General features: G+C 56.5%; 18 protein-coding genes and 1 pseudogene. All 19 read right to left on the reverse strand.

Annotated elements, in window-relative coordinates; translation table 11 throughout:
* Positions 1–2 precede the first annotated feature (2 nt).
* The 19 genes and pseudogenes from AFK62_RS13765 to AFK62_RS13850 all read right to left on the reverse strand — a co-directional run bounded on the left by AFK62_RS13765 (position 3) and on the right by AFK62_RS13850 (position 14,334).
* The gene (locus AFK62_RS13765) at positions 3–314 is read right to left on the reverse strand and encodes an H-NS family histone-like protein (protein ID WP_053531968.1); all 312 of its coding nucleotides are present in this window, start codon (positions 312–314) and stop codon (positions 3–5) included.
* 160 nt (positions 315–474) lie between these two features.
* Entirely contained in the window at positions 475–915 is a 441-nt protein-coding gene (locus AFK62_RS13770; protein ID WP_032984170.1) for a tail fiber assembly protein, read from the reverse strand.
* Positions 916–920: 5 nt separating this feature from the next.
* Positions 921–2,144, reverse strand: coding sequence for a phage tail fiber protein (locus AFK62_RS13775; RefSeq protein ID WP_007668753.1), 1,224 nt, complete (start codon positions 2,142–2,144; stop codon positions 921–923).
* Positions 2,145–2,200: 56 nt separating this feature from the next.
* A complete protein-coding gene (locus AFK62_RS13780) occupies positions 2,201–2,773 on the reverse strand; it encodes a YmfQ family protein (protein ID WP_007668756.1) in 573 nt (190 codons plus the stop codon).
* Between the two features lie 329 nt (positions 2,774–3,102).
* Positions 3,103–4,167: pseudogene (locus tag AFK62_RS13785) on the reverse strand (baseplate J/gp47 family protein); the annotation flags it as partial.
* On the reverse strand, positions 4,160–4,576 hold the full coding sequence (locus tag AFK62_RS13790) for a phage GP46 family protein (RefSeq protein WP_007668762.1): 417 nt from the start codon (positions 4,574–4,576) through the stop codon (positions 4,160–4,162). The pseudogene AFK62_RS13785 and the gene AFK62_RS13790, both read right to left, overlap by 8 nt.
* A gap of 3 nt (positions 4,577–4,579) precedes the next feature.
* Positions 4,580–5,164: a phage baseplate assembly protein V gene (locus tag AFK62_RS13795; protein ID WP_007668765.1), complete on the reverse strand. Its 585-nt coding sequence runs from the start codon at positions 5,162–5,164 to the stop codon at positions 4,580–4,582.
* Positions 5,164–6,228: a phage baseplate assembly protein gene (locus AFK62_RS13800; RefSeq protein ID WP_053531969.1), complete on the reverse strand. Its 1,065-nt coding sequence runs from the start codon at positions 6,226–6,228 to the stop codon at positions 5,164–5,166. Before AFK62_RS13800 ends, AFK62_RS13795 begins: the two co-directional genes overlap by 1 nt.
* Positions 6,225–7,544, reverse strand: a complete 1,320-nt coding sequence (locus AFK62_RS13805; RefSeq protein ID WP_007668770.1) for a DNA circularization protein — start codon at positions 7,542–7,544, stop codon at positions 6,225–6,227. The genes AFK62_RS13800 and AFK62_RS13805 overlap by 4 nt, the downstream gene beginning before the upstream one ends.
* A 35-nt stretch (positions 7,545–7,579) precedes the next feature.
* Positions 7,580–9,493, reverse strand: a complete 1,914-nt coding sequence (locus AFK62_RS13810; RefSeq protein ID WP_007668773.1) for a phage tail tape measure protein — start codon at positions 9,491–9,493, stop codon at positions 7,580–7,582.
* Between the two features lie 87 nt (positions 9,494–9,580).
* Positions 9,581–9,907, reverse strand: a complete 327-nt coding sequence (locus AFK62_RS13815; protein WP_007668776.1) for a phage tail assembly protein — start codon at positions 9,905–9,907, stop codon at positions 9,581–9,583.
* A complete protein-coding gene (locus AFK62_RS13820; protein ID WP_007668785.1) occupies positions 9,904–10,260 on the reverse strand; it encodes a phage tail tube protein in 357 nt (118 codons plus the stop codon). Before AFK62_RS13820 ends, AFK62_RS13815 begins: the two co-directional genes overlap by 4 nt.
* Positions 10,253–12,094: a phage tail sheath subtilisin-like domain-containing protein gene (locus AFK62_RS13825; protein ID WP_007668788.1), complete on the reverse strand. Its 1,842-nt coding sequence runs from the start codon at positions 12,092–12,094 to the stop codon at positions 10,253–10,255. The genes AFK62_RS13820 and AFK62_RS13825 overlap by 8 nt, the downstream gene beginning before the upstream one ends.
* Entirely contained in the window at positions 12,095–12,250 is a 156-nt protein-coding gene (locus tag AFK62_RS21380) for a DUF2635 domain-containing protein (RefSeq protein WP_071603679.1), read from the reverse strand.
* Positions 12,251–12,255: 5 nt separating this feature from the next.
* Positions 12,256–12,816: a Gp37 family protein gene (locus AFK62_RS13830; RefSeq protein WP_007668790.1), complete on the reverse strand. Its 561-nt coding sequence runs from the start codon at positions 12,814–12,816 to the stop codon at positions 12,256–12,258.
* Positions 12,813–13,331 carry a hypothetical protein gene (locus AFK62_RS13835; RefSeq protein WP_007668791.1) on the reverse strand — a complete coding sequence of 173 codons (519 nt, stop codon included), beginning with the start codon at positions 13,329–13,331 and terminating at the stop codon, positions 12,813–12,815. The genes AFK62_RS13830 and AFK62_RS13835 overlap by 4 nt, the downstream gene beginning before the upstream one ends.
* Positions 13,324–13,719 (reverse strand): phage head closure protein, encoded by a 396-nt coding sequence (locus AFK62_RS13840; RefSeq protein WP_032984172.1) that lies wholly within the window; start codon positions 13,717–13,719, stop codon positions 13,324–13,326. The genes AFK62_RS13835 and AFK62_RS13840 overlap by 8 nt, the downstream gene beginning before the upstream one ends.
* Positions 13,716–14,033: a head-tail connector protein gene (locus AFK62_RS13845; RefSeq protein WP_007668792.1), complete on the reverse strand. Its 318-nt coding sequence runs from the start codon at positions 14,031–14,033 to the stop codon at positions 13,716–13,718. Before AFK62_RS13845 ends, AFK62_RS13840 begins: the two co-directional genes overlap by 4 nt.
* A 34-nt stretch (positions 14,034–14,067) precedes the next feature.
* Entirely contained in the window at positions 14,068–14,334 is a 267-nt protein-coding gene (locus AFK62_RS13850) for an Ig-like domain-containing protein (protein WP_007668793.1), read from the reverse strand.
* Positions 14,335–14,338: the final 4 nt, after the last annotated feature.

Raw genomic sequence — 14,338 nt, forward strand, 5'->3', positions numbered from 1 at the left:
ATCTATTTGTAATTTCTATATTGATGTTTAACGCGCTTTAGCGAACCCTTTCCTTCTTTTTTTATAATACCTTTCACTATCGGACCTAGCAGCGCAGAGGGATCTACGCCGTCCTCTTCCATCATAGCTTTGAGCGTCTTTCGTCGAGCATCATCTATTTTTTTCTTTGCCTTACCGGCTAAGGTTTGCTGGCGACGCTCAGCAACTACATCACGGAATTTTTTTTGGAATTCCTCAAGTAAATGAAGTGGTACTTCATTTGCGATTGAGCGAAGCATACGAATATTTGCAAGAACCAAGAGAGCACCCGACATAAAGCCTCCTCACAAGACTACTGAAAATTCATACTCGCTTTGAAACAGTATAATCTATTGATTTAACGCCGCTCTATTATTTCGAAAAATTATCAATGGTAACATCACTGAAGGAGCGACATAAGACTTACAAAAACGAAAGATTAAAATGCACTCCATCTTACTTACCTAGATTGGGTATAGATGGCCAGGTAATTGAGCTATAGCCTTGCTCATCCATCACCCCACCAAAATCCAACGCCCTCACTTTGCGAATATACTCCATCCACCGTGACAGGCTGGCCTTGTCTGCTTCAGGAAGTGCACCAAGCATCAACTCAACACGCCAGTCCGACGTTACGCTATGAGCTTGTGATAGCAGCATCTGACGCAGTGCTTCAGCTTGCGCACGCCAGTCGATTGTCGGTTCGATCAACTTAGGTTGTCCCATTTCATCCGCAGTAATGATTCTCCCGTCTGCCTGCCCTTCAATTAATGAGTGATAGAGTTCGTTATTGATTGGTGTTACATCATCAGGCCATGTACCGGAAGCGCGATAATCATTCTCCAGCGCTGCCGCAAAAAAGGCGTTTAATTTTGGGCTGTAATAATAAGAAGGCATGTCTGTTAATAACCTATAGCCAGAAAATAAGAGCTAACTTCGCCAGAGCCCGCAATGTAATTAAACCGGGTACGGTCGACCGGCTGGCAAAATACGTTTTGATCGGTGAAATGCCCGCCCCATATCACCGTCAAATTTGTACAAAGGGCTGCATTAGGAAATGCAATCGGGTAAGCGATACTTGTCGAATCGGCAGAGCGTTTAGCCACGCCCCACTGAATAATCAACCCGGTCGAGGTGTCTTTATACCAGCCGCTTGAGGCGCGATTCGCGGTGTTCTTCGCCTGATAACGGGCGTCAAAATTCGCATAGTTACCGGGGATAAGCTGCCCCGGACACGTATAGTTGCCGCTTGTATCCCATTCGTGTCGATAGGTATGGCCGCTTCCGTCGATCATATGTAGGCACCAGGAAAGCTTGCCATTATCACATAGTGATCCGTAAGAAAAAGACCATGCGGCCTTGTTGGTTATCGTCGCTTTCTGTTTCAGAAGCGGATGAAACTCGCTAACACCAGTGGTGTTAAACGTCTCATAGAAAGCAGCTCCTGTTGCAAATTGGGCAGAGAATGCATATGAGCCTACATAACCTGACTGAACGCCTTTATCTGCCTGAATCGTACTGGCGACATATAACGGTGTGCCAATGGAAACATTTCCTTTTGCAAGATCCACGCGAAACGGGCGAAGGCCGTTATAACTTCCGTAAGGGTCACCATTATCAGTGAGCATCAGGTACAGATTTGCGCTGTCATTACGCCAGAACGCGCCATAACCGCCATAAGCGATGCGAAAGCCATTAGGGGTGCTTGATTGCACCTCCCCGGTCGTGCGCAACGGCCCGGTAATATCGGTGCTTCCCGTTATTGGAATGGCCCCCACGTCGCTCGCCTTTAAGCTGTCTTTTAACGCCAGCTCGCCGAGACCGAGGTTTTTCCGCGCCTGCTCGACGTCGTCGACGTCTGAAAGATTGTTCTTAATCAGAAGCGCCAGCTCATGCTTTGCCTGAATCATCTTGTCGATGGCGGCGGAGAGCTGCGCGCGGTCGCTTTTTTTAAGCTGAATCCCGGCTCCCTCGATAACGGCGCAAATTTCCTCCTGAACCGAATCGAAAAAGGCCTCGTCGAGCTGCGTCGCCGGAACGCCGAGCGTCGGGTCGCCCGCCGTAAAGCCGTTTTTGCCTGCGCCGAATTTGCCCTGCTGTGCAGTGGGGGTGTCTATACGATGCAAAGTAATTACCTCATAAAAAACCCCGCCGAAGCGGGGTTAACTGGAAAAGAAGCGCTTTATTCCATGTACGCGAACACGACTTCGGTATGAGAGGGGGCGACCTTGTTAATCACGCATTCAATGACCGTATCGCCCCAGGTGCGGAGGCTGTCCACGCAACTTGATGCGCATGTCATGACGTCAATCGTCGCGAGCGTGGGAATATTCACCTGCCACAAATAGCGGTAGTCGTCGTCCGTGGCGATATCCGGGCGAGGATTCTCCGCCTCGTTTTGATACTGCGTAATCGAAACAGACTGATAGCCGAGCGCGTCGAGCTGTCGCCGGTAAAACGCCTCGTTAATGCCGCCGTAACCGTTGACCTTTGCCGCCAGTCGCCGCTGTCGCTGCGAGAGGGTTTGCGTTTCCTCGATGGTGCATTCATCAGGCAACCCGCATAACGCCTCGTAACGGTCGAGGAGCTGCACCGCCGCCCCCGGATCAATCTCGCGCATTAATGCCGACGATTGCGCATGTACCCGCGCCAGAGACGGCGCGAGCCCTTCGAGGAGGGGATTATTCCCCTCCCAGGCAGGGCCAGGCGGTAAAAGCCGTTTTAACAGGCGGGTATATTCGTCCTCTACAGCCACGTAACCTCCTCAATATCGAGATAGGAGTTATCCGTCGCGGTCTTGCCTTTGTACTCGACAGTAACCCGGACATGAACTGTCCCCGGAGCGATGCCGGTTGCTTTCACGCCGCTGTTATCTGCACTCGGGGTAATGACGCAAAGCGTCGACGGGTCAGGTTCGCCCTCGCCTGCCGGGACAAAATCCCAGGTGATGTTAACCCCATCCAGCGACGGCAGATTCTCAGGCGTGAAGGTGGCGGTCGCGAATGCGTCCGGGCTGTCCGGCAGCGTGACGGGGTTCGGTGAGAACGAGCTCAGGGAGACATCTATTTCAACGTCAGATTCGTTGTAGTTCGACCACGTTATCTCCCCGATAACCGGCAATTCATAGGTGCCGAGCGCTACGTCTTTCGCTGGCGAAATCAGGCGGTGCGCGAACTGGTCAGTCGCCAGGCTGATCGCCTCACTGATACGCGAAAGATAAATCTTTCCTGACGGCTCGCCGTCCCTGAACAGCGCCGATTTAATCTCTTTCGTTACCGCTGCCCTGATTGCCGGAGTATCTTTAGCAAGCGCGATTTCGAAGTCGATTTTTCTCAGCGTCGGCGGGAAAACAAACAAGCCTGAACCGGCCACCGGCGCAAGCGGAAGAATGTACTGTTTAACCGCTTCGATTAGCGTCTCATCCGGCACCGGATTATCTAAATCGCTGTTAGCAGGCATCACGCCAACCGTCCCGCGTCCGGCATGATGGCGGAACACCCAGGCGCGGGTGATCCCCGCGACGTCGGTCGCCCATATCCGGTAATCGGCATCCGCGCCGCCCTGCGGCGTGTAGTACCAGCGAGCCATGATTCGCGAGCGCCAGTCCTCCAGCGCTTCTAAATCTGTCCCGCCCTCAACCGACTCCGCATAGCCCGTCGAGGAGAGGCCCGCGACCGGCGTCATCAGGCGGAGCGGCGTTTTGTCATCGAGATTTCCGCCTGTGCCAGCGTCAACCGCTTCAATCAGTGCGCGAAGAACTCCCTCATCGTTAACGGTCGCGTCTGCGGTCGTTACATACTGCTTTTGCTCGTCAGTCTGCATTTCTGTCCCGGCGGGCAGCGTGATCCCGGACGACACGCTCTCCCATCGCGCATAGCCGCCCGCCGTGGTTGGTTGCTTGCGCGGGACTTGTTTCAGGTTCCCGTGTCGCGAAAGCCACTCCTCATCCGCAAGGTCAGGAAGCATGTTTCGCGCCAGATAGTCGAGATAGCCATAAAGCGTGTGAACGGCAGCCGCCATCACGCGCGAATAGACTTCTGCATCAAGGCGACGGAGGACGACGTCCGTCTCAAATCGCGTGAGTAAATCACTTCTGATTGTGGCGATCAGATTTGGCAAATCTGGACGCGAGAAGCCGGAGTCAGCCATTTAACACCTCCTGCCATATGTCATCGAAAATAATTGCGTGTTTGCTGCCGTCCCGCTGCCAGATAACAACTTCCAGTTGAAGCGAGTTAATCCCGGTTCGGGTGGCGGCCACGTCGACGCGCGCGGCGACGCCGTCCTCCTCCATCCAGGCGAGCGCCTGGCGGGCGTAATCCTTCGCGCGCGTCGCGGTTGCGTTGGTGAGTTTGCTCCGTTGCAGCAGGTACAGGCGGGAGCCAATCCGGTCGTTCTCCACACTCGGGTAAGTGTCACCCCACCACCCGAAAGGCTGCCCGGTTTCGTCGTCCGTCTCAGCGCGTCGCCAGGAAAAAAGCGAAATGATCACGGAACGAGTAAGGTCGTCGAAATAGTCGGTCGACTCTTTCAGTAATCCATTTACAAAGATGATCATGCGTTACCCCATAGAGGCAGAAGGGCCGGTCGTTTCTGCGGTTTCGCCCCGTGCGGTGTGCGTGTGTCCGTTATATGTGGTGCGGATAGCCGACATGGTGCCGACGCCGTCGGACACCTCGCCAGCCGCTGAAAAGTCCCCGCTTGTTGTGATGGTCGGCGTCGTGAATGAGACGCCGGAGGATGCATTCACGACGAGCTGCGGCGCGTTGAGCGAGATTTTCGACTCAGCATTAACCACAAGCTCGGATGTCGTTATCTCGGTAACGCGCCCGCGCTTGAGAACAATCGAGTCGCCCTCGTCAGTGTAGATAGCCACCTCGCCAGACCTGAGCCCTTTCAGCCGGTAACGCCGGTCAGCAACAGAGATAACAACGCCGTGAGAACGGTCGCCCGACGGGAACAGGACAACCGCCTCCGCGCCTGCGTGTGCGGTTGACGTGAAGCCGTAAGGCTCGATGTATTCGACGTTCTCTTTCGTTTCACCGGCAATCAGTTTTAACCCTGCCGCCTGGCATTTTCTGGAGGAGTCCAGCGCCGCCAGAACGGCGCGCGCCGCGAGATTAGAAATCGCCTGTTTGATACCCATCAGAAAAGCCAGTCCTCATCATCGCCAGATTTTTTCTTTTTGGGTGCCGCCGGTTGCGGGAGATACGCATCAGCGGGCGCGACGCGAAGCTCTGTCGTTGTCCCCTGATCGCCCTTAATGAAGGTCACCTCACCGATAACCAGCTCCTCGTTATCGAAGCCGCAAAACGGGTCGTAGACGATAACTTTCATGTTCGGTGCCCACAAAGCGCCGTCACCCTGACGCCAGCCCTGAACCGTGTAAGTCGTTTCGCGTGTTTTCGCGGCGCGCTGCGCCTGCTCAAACTCGCACCGGGCCTTACAGGTCGCCGAAGTCGCCGCGCCGCTTTGCTGGATTGTGTGGGGACGGTAACGGGTGATCGCGCTGTCACCGCTTTTTTGTTTGATAGCGGCGATGGTTGCCTCGCCGAAATCGTCGTCCGTTCCCGGTCGCTGACCGGTAATGAGATACTCAGAAAAACGGTCTTTGATGCTTCGCTCGGTATCACACGACAGAACGTTTTCACCCAAGACGAGCGCCGTCGCGGCTTTCGCCGAACCGACCACGCCGAGGACGAGATCGCCTTTTTCGTTGTCATAAACCAGCGCCTGAACCTGACCGAGAAGCCGGTAAAGGCAGTCAATGACCGTTTCGCCGTGCTGCGGCTGCGCATCAATAAGCGCGGTCGTCGGCGCGCCTGCGTCGATGACATTCACTTTAAACGGCCCGGCCAGCGAGGCGGCAATCTCCGCAAGCGTTGCGCCGGTGTGCTGCGATGGCGTGGCGGTGCAATCAATCAGATCGCCGGTTTTGCTGCGCCCGACTATCGCCATGCTTAACGAGCGCGCGTTATAGCGAACGGGCGTCGCCTCAACCCATCCGGTGAGGACAAGATCGTCGCCGATTCTGACCTCGACCGCGTCGCCGTTTTTTATCTGCGGCGTGGAATCTGTCGCACCGGGCCATTGGCGGGTGATTTCAACGTTGAAATCGCGCGCGGCGCGGTCAACCCCGGCGGATATGCGAACGGTTGTCCACCCGCCCCACTCGCGCCCGTTCACGCGTAAGAGAACGGTGTTATTCATCGGACAGGAACCCTCAGCGGCACCACCGGCACAAAGCCGGGGTGCGCTATGTTGTTGCGATAGAGGATGTCAGTTTCCCGACTGGCGTCGTCGAACCACTGCGCCGCCAGCACAACCGCCGGGAGCGACTCGGACGGCGTTACAGAGACGGTTTTCTCCACCTGCGCCAGACGCGACGAAATATCTTTGTTGAGGTCGGCCCGGAGCCTCGTCAGCGCCATAAAAACGGCGTCGTCGGTCGTGCGGGCCTGCTCGCTGTCTATCGCCGCATTAAGCGCGGTGCGGATATCCGTTAAATCGTCCCAGGTTGCCGGTGTGGCGCGCGCCGTGGTGGCGGGCTGTGAATCCAGCGCAGGGTGATTGATATTGACAATATCCGATACGGGATTTGCGCCACCCTGCAACGCCCTGTTACCCGGCGGCGTCGGGATTTGCGCGACCGCGCGCGCCGCTTCGGATATCGAGACGACGCGCATCGTCGAGGCGACAAGGTTCGTTTGGGCCTTGCGTGAGGCGGTTGTCCCGCTGTCTGTGCTCCAGACGCCGCGAGGCGCTAACCCGGAATCAACGGTAACGCCGCTGATGGTCTTAACCATCGTGACCAGATCCGAGGCGTTGCCGGAAAGCCGTGTCCCGGCCCGCCAGGCTTTTTGCAGGTTGCGAACAAAATCATTAGCGGAGCTCGGCGGCATCAGGATCACCGACAAATCGCCCTGCACAAGTCGCATGGCGGCGGAGATACCGGAATCAACCATCGTGAACGCGTCGGCGATAACGTCGAACATCTCCGCCGCGTCAGCCAGAACGCCGCTCTGAACAAAATCGCTTAACCCGTCGAGGGAGAACGCCGAGAAAGCGCCGGTGATAGCATCGGCCAGAGAACCCGCCGAGCTGTCGAGACTCGCGTCGGTTGCCGTGCCGGATGTCGGGAATGTCAGCTCGCCGGACTCGACGAACTGAAACGACACGCGACACATTCGCCCTTCCTGATTGCTGTGCGTCACGCGTACCTGACCGTCGACATTGCCCTTCATTTCCCCGTAATAGGGATGAACCAGCGTCGCCGCGCCCTCTGTCTCGATGGCGGCAATAAGCCGGTCGCGCTTCTCCGGGTAATCGTCACCGATGAGGTAAGCATTGATGGTTATCCGTCGCGCGGCGCGCCCCAAATCCTCGGTAAACGGCTTGTCGCGGTTGGGGTATTCGTGAACCTGAACGCGGCGGCCAAAAATGCCTTCATCGCTTTCAACCTCAAAGGGAACGCCGCGAAAGGAGGCGCTTTGCAGACGCGCGCGCCAGCCGGTTTCAAATGCCATGATCGGCCCTCATAAAAAAACCCGCCGGAGCGGGTTTAACCTGGGTTTCTGAAAGGTGAATATGCGACATCGGTTTTCACCGACATAAACGGATCGCCGGATTTCGGGTCGATAACCCGCATTCCTGGCGGAGCATTTTCAAACGTGACGGTTAACTCGCTTTGTGAGCGTCCACCGACGGGGCGCGAAAGGCCAACGTTGGGCGAGTAGCGGCCATCAGGGATCGGCGGGGTATAGTCCTGCCCGGTGATACTCGCCCATATCTCTTTCGCACGCTCACCGAAGCCGTAATATCCGCGCTCCCGCTCCTTAGCCTGCATCTTATGCACGGCAAACGCCCCGGAGCTTTCACCCGCTGCCTTAGCGTCAGTTTCAAGCTCTTTGAGCGCCTGAAGCATGGAGACCGCTATGCCGATAGTGACAGTCATCGCGCCCATTTTGCCAATCTTGCCGAGGGTGCCGGAGAGCGCCCCGGCCAGCGCGACAGCCTCGCGAAGCGAGCCGAGGGTTTTGATCGCGAAAGAGCCCGCCATTACCGCCCCCACTCCCTCGATCACGTTTTCCCATCCGCCGAGCTCCTGCGCCACGTTGTCGACTTCCTGCCACACTTTTTTTATGACCGGCCCGACCTCGTCCCAATGTTCAATAATCTCATATGCGCCCAGGACAAGAGCCCCGATCAGCAATTTTGCAGGCGACATTTTCATCGCAAAATTCATGATCTTGACCGCCTGGGAGATAGCGCCAATCGACGCGGAAACGCCCAGCAAAGCCACGCCAAATTTTGCCGCGGCGCGAACGGCTTCGGGGTTATCTTTTATGAATTGAGAGAAGGTTTTAAGTAGCGGCATAAACTCTTTTGCCGCGTCGCGTATGACTGGAAGAAATTCGCGCCCTATCTCTACGGTAATTTGTGTGACCTGGTTTTTCATTCGCGCCAGATCAGCCGCTGCCGTATCCGACGCGATGGCATATTCATTAGCAGCCGCACCGCTATAGAGCTGCGCGTCCGAAACTTTATTAAAGTTAGCTTTTAAGGTGTCCAGGTTAGTGAGAAGTGGGACGATTGCCTCCGCTGACTCCTTACCAAACAAGATCTCCATAATCCTGTTTTGCTTATAGGGAGCCATCTTCCTGACGCCCTCCAAAACCTTAAGCATTGTCCCGCGTGAGTCCTGGATCATGCTCTTGGCAAGCGTGGCGGGCGTAAAGCCGAGCGCTTTCGCTACTTTCTTCTGATCCCCCGTAGAAACGCCCGTAAGACCGGAAATAAAGTTTTTAATGCCTGTTTTGGCGACGTCGCCATTAATACCCACGCCGATAATTGTCGATGCCAGCGCGGCAACATCGCCAGAGGCAACATGCGCAGATTGCGAGATCCCGCCGAGCTCAGTCACGACCTTAGCAATAGAGGCCGCATTCGCGGGGCCGGTATTGCCTAAGTAGTTCACCTTGTCGGCCAGCTCGACGACTTCTTTTTGGGTCAGCCCAAACGCGGTACGCCAGACCGCAAGCGTCCTCCCCGCCTCCTGACCAGACAGATCCCACGCCACGCCAATTTTTGCGGCATCCTCGGCAAACTGTGACAGCTCAGAGCGCTTTATTCCTGACTGCCCCGCCTGCGCGACGATGTCCGCAATTTCCGTTGCCGCTAGCGGGATTTTTGCCGACAGGTTGAGAATATCATCCTGCATCTGGCGGAACGCTTCCGGCGATTCGAGCCCGTCGACGACTTTCCGCACATCTGCCATCGACTTTTCAAAATCAACCGCCTGCATTGTTGCGCCAGCCAGTGCGCCGAGAATCGCCGTTCCCGTCGCGCCCGCGCCAACAGCCAGCCCCGAGAGTTCTTTCTGGAATCCTTTTAGCTGGCGTTGCATCCCCTTTAGCGGAGCGGAAAGGCGATCTACGGCGGTGATAATCGCTTTCAGCTCGAATGAGTCAGCCATTGCCTTTTAACTCCTCATTAATGCGAACGGCTTCGGCCTCCATCTCGGCGAAATCCGAGATGGAGGCGCGTTTCAGCTCTAAAGGATTTACTCGCCAGAAGTGGGCGACGTTGTAGAGACGCCTACGGAGTCCGCTTCCGTTCCCGAGGACGTAAAAAAACCCATGATATGCATGGAGATCATGAACACATCACGGAGCGCCAGTTTTTCAGCGGAACTTCGGGGAATCCCCGCCAGCGCGGGGATGTATTTCAGGGCGACGGCGCTGTCGATTTTCATTCCGCCATCACCGGCAACGGTGAACGGGAAACCGAGGGACTCGACCTCATCGAAGCGCGGCGGGCGTAGTTCCAGTACATGAAGTTTTTCGCCGTGCGCCATGACTGGCTGTGAAAGTGTAATTTCTTTAATCACTGGTAAAAGCCCTCCTGACCGTGAAACTCAATGTCGACCGTGCCGTCCTCGGGGTTATGGTTCATTTCGCCATTAACCCACGCGTTAGAAAGGACGTACACGTCCCCGTTTGCGAGTTCGCTCGTTACCGTCATATTTTCCGAGCTGATAAGCTTGTCGCGCGGGAACCCCTTCGGAACTTTCGCGGTGAGTTTGGTATAGGGCGCGCGGTGCGTTTCCTTGTAGTCGACTGAGCCATCAAGAGCGATCACGTCCTCTTTAAGACGCGTGTTCATGGGAACCTCCACGCCGCCGGTTGCGGAGAGCTGGAGCCCGTCAACTTTGATGTAACAGGTGCCTGCAATCTTACCCATTTGCCATTTCCTCATTCGAATACTGGAGGCGGAACTGATTTTTAAGCGCGAACACGCGGAGTTGATTCACATAATCAGCCGGGAACAGAACGTCGACGCGGTTCGGGTCGTCAGCGTTACGCTCAACAATCAGGTATTTTTTGAACACTTCGAAATTCTCGACGATACCGGCGAGCTCCATTTCGCGATAAGCGGCGCACATTTCACCGCGTAACACGGACGGAGTAACAATCGCCTGACCAGGCCCGAAGCGAGTCCCGTCATTCGCGAGCTTGTGTCGCGGATATTTGGTCGTGATGATCGATTTCAGCTTGCGCAGAACATAGGCGGAGGTGTGGAGCGTTTCGCTGTCGAGATAGCTGTTATCCGCCACGCCGAATTTGTTCTTCTGATAGGTCGTGATATCGCGTTCAATAAGAAGCGTCCCGCTGTTTACGGTCGAGCTGGCGATCCCGTGAGTCAGCAGGGACTGGCGCTCGGTCATGGAGAAACGTTCACCCACCGGAGCCGGTAACGCGCCGGTGATTTCACCGGTCTGTGTCGGTCGGGCCGGGTCATTGCGGATAAACACTGCCTGACGTCCCAGGCGGGACGCGAGAAGCTCCTCCGGCGCGGTCTGCGTTTTTGGCTCGTAACCCGCAATGGTGAGGTGCGGGTCGTTAAGCGCTTCCCCGAACGCGGCGAGATCCGTCAGGGTGCCAATTTTGGCGGTGTACACATGCCCGTAGAGCTGACGTGACCAGCTCCAGCGGCCCGAGGTATCGTTCATCTCCTCGCCCATCTGCTTTAACGTCGCGGCGTCGTTATACGGCAGGCCGATAAAATCGAACGGCTCATCGCCCATCGCGGCGATCACGTTATCGAGACTGATTACCCCCGCGCCGCCCTGCATGGCGGACAGGGAAACGGTCAGACCGTCCGGGATTTCTTCGCCGCTAATCGCGCCGTAATAGTTCAGCATCAGCGGGATCTGATTGCCCGCCTCGCCGCTGTATTTTGCGGTCAGCGTGACTTTTGCCCCGATAACCTGAGCGGCAGCGCGGGCGGAGGTCGCTTTTTTGAGGCTTCGTTTGGCTGATCGCACTTCGCCTTGTTCGACAGTAACCGCGCATACGCCAGAAAGCCCGGAACCGTCGGTCGTTGTCGCGGTAACGTTGGCGGCACCTTCAGCAATACCGGTAACGGTGCCGTTATCGTCAACCGTGGCGATCGCGGTGTCGTCAGATTCCCAGGAGAGGGTTTTATTGGTGGCGTTGTCCGGGAGAATGGTCACGTCGACGCCTGCGCTTTCGCCGGTTTTAACGGTCAGCGTCGGGGCGACCGTCAGCCCGGTGATTTTTACGTCACTGGTAATAGCGGTCGCGGACGCCAGAACAGGCAGATCGGGGTCGGCATTAATGGCATCGGCCAGAGATTGTGCCGCGTCCAGCGCTGTATCGCCGGACGTTACCGCGCCCGCGATCCGTTTGGCACCGATATACAGCGAGACCGCGCCCGACACGTTAGCGCTGCCGGAGAACGTTACCTCACCAACCGCCGGAGCCCCTTCCGGGTCAGAAACGGCGATAACATACAGCTCGCCAAACGGATCGGTTTTGCGATAGGCGTCCACCATGCGCGCCAGCGGTGATCCCTGCCCGCATAACTTGCGTGCCTGATCGGCGGTCGGCATCAGAACCAGCTTATTACGCTCGATGGTTGCATCTTCCAGCGCCTGACCAATCAGGAGCGCGGGCGCGGAGGTCTGCGCGGTGTTGGCCTTGCTGTTATCCATTTCCGCATAAAACAGCGGAACGCGGATATTTGAAGGGATGGAATCAAAACTAACAGACACTTAATCGCCCTTTTTTTGAGAGGTTTCTTTTACATCGCCGTCCATGAGACGGCGGAGCCAGTAGGAGTTTTTTTCGACATTTCTCCCCTTTTCGGGCAAAAAGTCGCCCCGGCGCGGATCGGGAACTTTCCGCCCGTTAACTGGAATGACAAACATGGGGTTTACTCCGTGAAGTGGATTTCGTCGTGATGCTCGATGTCGCCGTCCGGCCCGTTGTCGGGGTCGATAAAGTCCATATCGACAGCCACCGTTTCGAGCGGGACAAGCTCGTCCAGATCGCGGTGATGGCGCGTGTCTATGTCGGTTATTTCCCGTTCAGCAGTAAAATCGAACTGGTAATAAAGCGCGGCGCGGTTCATTTCGACCACCTGCCCGCCGTCATACTCAATCGGATGTGTGTTTTCGTCCGGCTCCCAGCCCAGCAGGGCGAGGAATATTTCGCGGCGGATAGTATCGACGGCATCAAAAGCGGCGGTTTGCCCGCGCAAGTCACGCCGGTTGTCGAGCACGACAACCACGGCGAAAGCCTCATTCACAACCTGGTAGTAGTCGGTTTGAGACTCCTGGCGGGAGACGGTATCGCCGGTCGGAATGACGTAAGCGGCGGGAAGCATCATCTTTGCGTTAGGCTCCAGCGCCTGAAACTCAGCCGCGCCCGCGACTCGCGATTTAAAAGACGGAGCTCGCTCTCTCAACGCCTCGATAATCAACGATAATTTCATGCCCTTACCCTCCTGACTTTCGGCGGTCGCAAGGCTTTTCGTAACGCGCGTTGCAGTGTGTAGCGCGTCCAGGCTTTGCGACGCGCTAACACTTCGGTCATGTAGTTATTACGTGGGGCAACTTTCCACCCGGAGCCGCCGGATTTGCCTTTATGGTGCGAGCGTTGCCGCTTCGCGCCACGGCGAACGCCGTAGAACAGGAAAGCCGGGTAAAAGTCGCCCTCAATACGGCGGTTTCCCTCGCCCCGTTTCTGGTTCGGTGCGATTCGTACCATCATCCCGGAACGGTTTTTCGAGGCGCGCGGAACGTAATAACCGATTGAGCGCGCCAGCCTGCCGGTTTTGTATCCGGGGTTTTCGCCGGGTTTCGACGTCCCCCGTTTCATTACCAGCCGACGGGCGTCCCGCATGTGAACCTGACCGATTTTGACGAACGCGCGGCGCATGACGGGGCGTTTAAACTCCATCTGCTCCGGGACGTCATAATCGATGTGAAAGAGAGGAGAATCAGCCATACACCGCCCCACAGTAGTGATCCGCGTCGCCGAGGCTCTCGCACTCCAGGAGCAGGAACCGGTGCTCGGAATTGAGATCCCGGATTCTGCGGACGCGCAAAACCTCACCTCCGGGCAACACGATTTGCCACTCGTTCGACATGCCCGACCGGTAGCGAATCGTGATGAGGTGCGTCACGGCCTCGCCGGTCTGAACAGAGGACTGATAAGTCGTCGCGCCGGTTTGCTGGACTCTCGCCCACACCCGGAAGGTGTCGAGCTCCTCGCTTTCCGTGCCGAAATCAGCCGCCGGTGAATCAACGCGCTTTCTGAACTGAACGCGTCGGTTAAGTTCTCCGGGGTCGGGAAACGAATAGCGCGTCGCTGTCTGTGACGGGCTTCTTTTCATAGCGGGATAAACCTGTATGCATCGACAAGCCATTTAAACGACTGCGGCATCTCTGTCATTTCCACGTCAGACGTTGATGATCGGTTTTCATAAAAATGACTACAGAGCATCAGCATTGCCTGGCGGATATCGTCAGATACGACGAGTCCGTCCTCGTCAGTGTCGGGGACTTCCGTCGCGTATAACCTGCGGTTGAGGTAATTCGAGGTGCGGGCCTCAGCGGCCCCGCCGAGGAGGGTTAAAAGCGCGTCCTCCTCGGTGAAATCCTCCTCAATACGCAACTGCGTTTTAATTTCTGAAAGGGAAAGAATCACGGCTCGGCCTCAATAAAAAACGCCCCGGAGGGCGTTATTTAGATTTAGTTCGCTTTTCCGCTGTGACAGTGACGGCGCAGGAAGCAGAAACGCCGGAGCCGTCCGCCGCTGTCGCGGTAACGTCCACCGGGCCGCCCTCAGCGACGCCAGTAACAACGCCCGAGGCGTCAACGGTTGCAATGGCTTCGTCTCCTGACGTCCAGTTAAGCGCCTTGTTTGTGGCGTTTGCAGGGGTGACACTTGCTTTAATTGGCGAGGCTGTGCCGACCGCGACAGAAAGCACGGTCGGGTCAAGCGTCACCCCT

This window comes from Cronobacter condimenti 1330 (genome assembly GCF_001277255.1).
GTDB classification, from domain to species: Bacteria; Pseudomonadota; Gammaproteobacteria; order Enterobacterales; family Enterobacteriaceae; genus Cronobacter; species Cronobacter condimenti.

What these genes read in the sequence shown, in the direction of transcription:
- AFK62_RS13840 (WP_032984172.1), bottom strand. Translation starts at nt 13,719, where the DNA reads ATGAAAAGAAGCCCGTCACAGACAGCGACGCGCTATTCGTTTCCCGAC.
- AFK62_RS21380 (WP_071603679.1), bottom strand. Translation starts at nt 12,250, where the DNA reads ATGTTTGTCATTCCAGTTAACGGGCGGAAAGTTCCCGATCCGCGCCGG.
- AFK62_RS13800 (WP_053531969.1), bottom strand. Translation starts at nt 6,228, where the DNA reads ATGAATAACACCGTTCTCTTACGCGTGAACGGGCGCGAGTGGGGCGGG.
- AFK62_RS13820 (WP_007668785.1), bottom strand. Translation starts at nt 10,260, where the DNA reads ATGGGTAAGATTGCAGGCACCTGTTACATCAAAGTTGACGGGCTCCAG.
- AFK62_RS13810 (WP_007668773.1), bottom strand. Translation starts at nt 9,493, where the DNA reads ATGGCTGACTCATTCGAGCTGAAAGCGATTATCACCGCCGTAGATCGC.
- AFK62_RS13770 (WP_032984170.1), bottom strand. Translation starts at nt 915, where the DNA reads ATGCCTTCTTATTATTACAGCCCAAAATTAAACGCCTTTTTTGCGGCA.
- AFK62_RS13790 (WP_007668762.1), bottom strand. Translation starts at nt 4,576, where the DNA reads ATGATCATCTTTGTAAATGGATTACTGAAAGAGTCGACCGACTATTTC.
- AFK62_RS13765 (WP_053531968.1), bottom strand. Translation starts at nt 314, where the DNA reads ATGTCGGGTGCTCTCTTGGTTCTTGCAAATATTCGTATGCTTCGCTCA.
- AFK62_RS13830 (WP_007668790.1), bottom strand. Translation starts at nt 12,816, where the DNA reads ATGAAATTATCGTTGATTATCGAGGCGTTGAGAGAGCGAGCTCCGTCT.
- AFK62_RS13805 (WP_007668770.1), bottom strand. Translation starts at nt 7,544, where the DNA reads ATGGCATTTGAAACCGGCTGGCGCGCGCGTCTGCAAAGCGCCTCCTTT.
- AFK62_RS13835 (WP_007668791.1), bottom strand. Translation starts at nt 13,331, where the DNA reads ATGGCTGATTCTCCTCTCTTTCACATCGATTATGACGTCCCGGAGCAG.
- AFK62_RS13795 (WP_007668765.1), bottom strand. Translation starts at nt 5,164, where the DNA reads ATGGGTATCAAACAGGCGATTTCTAATCTCGCGGCGCGCGCCGTTCTG.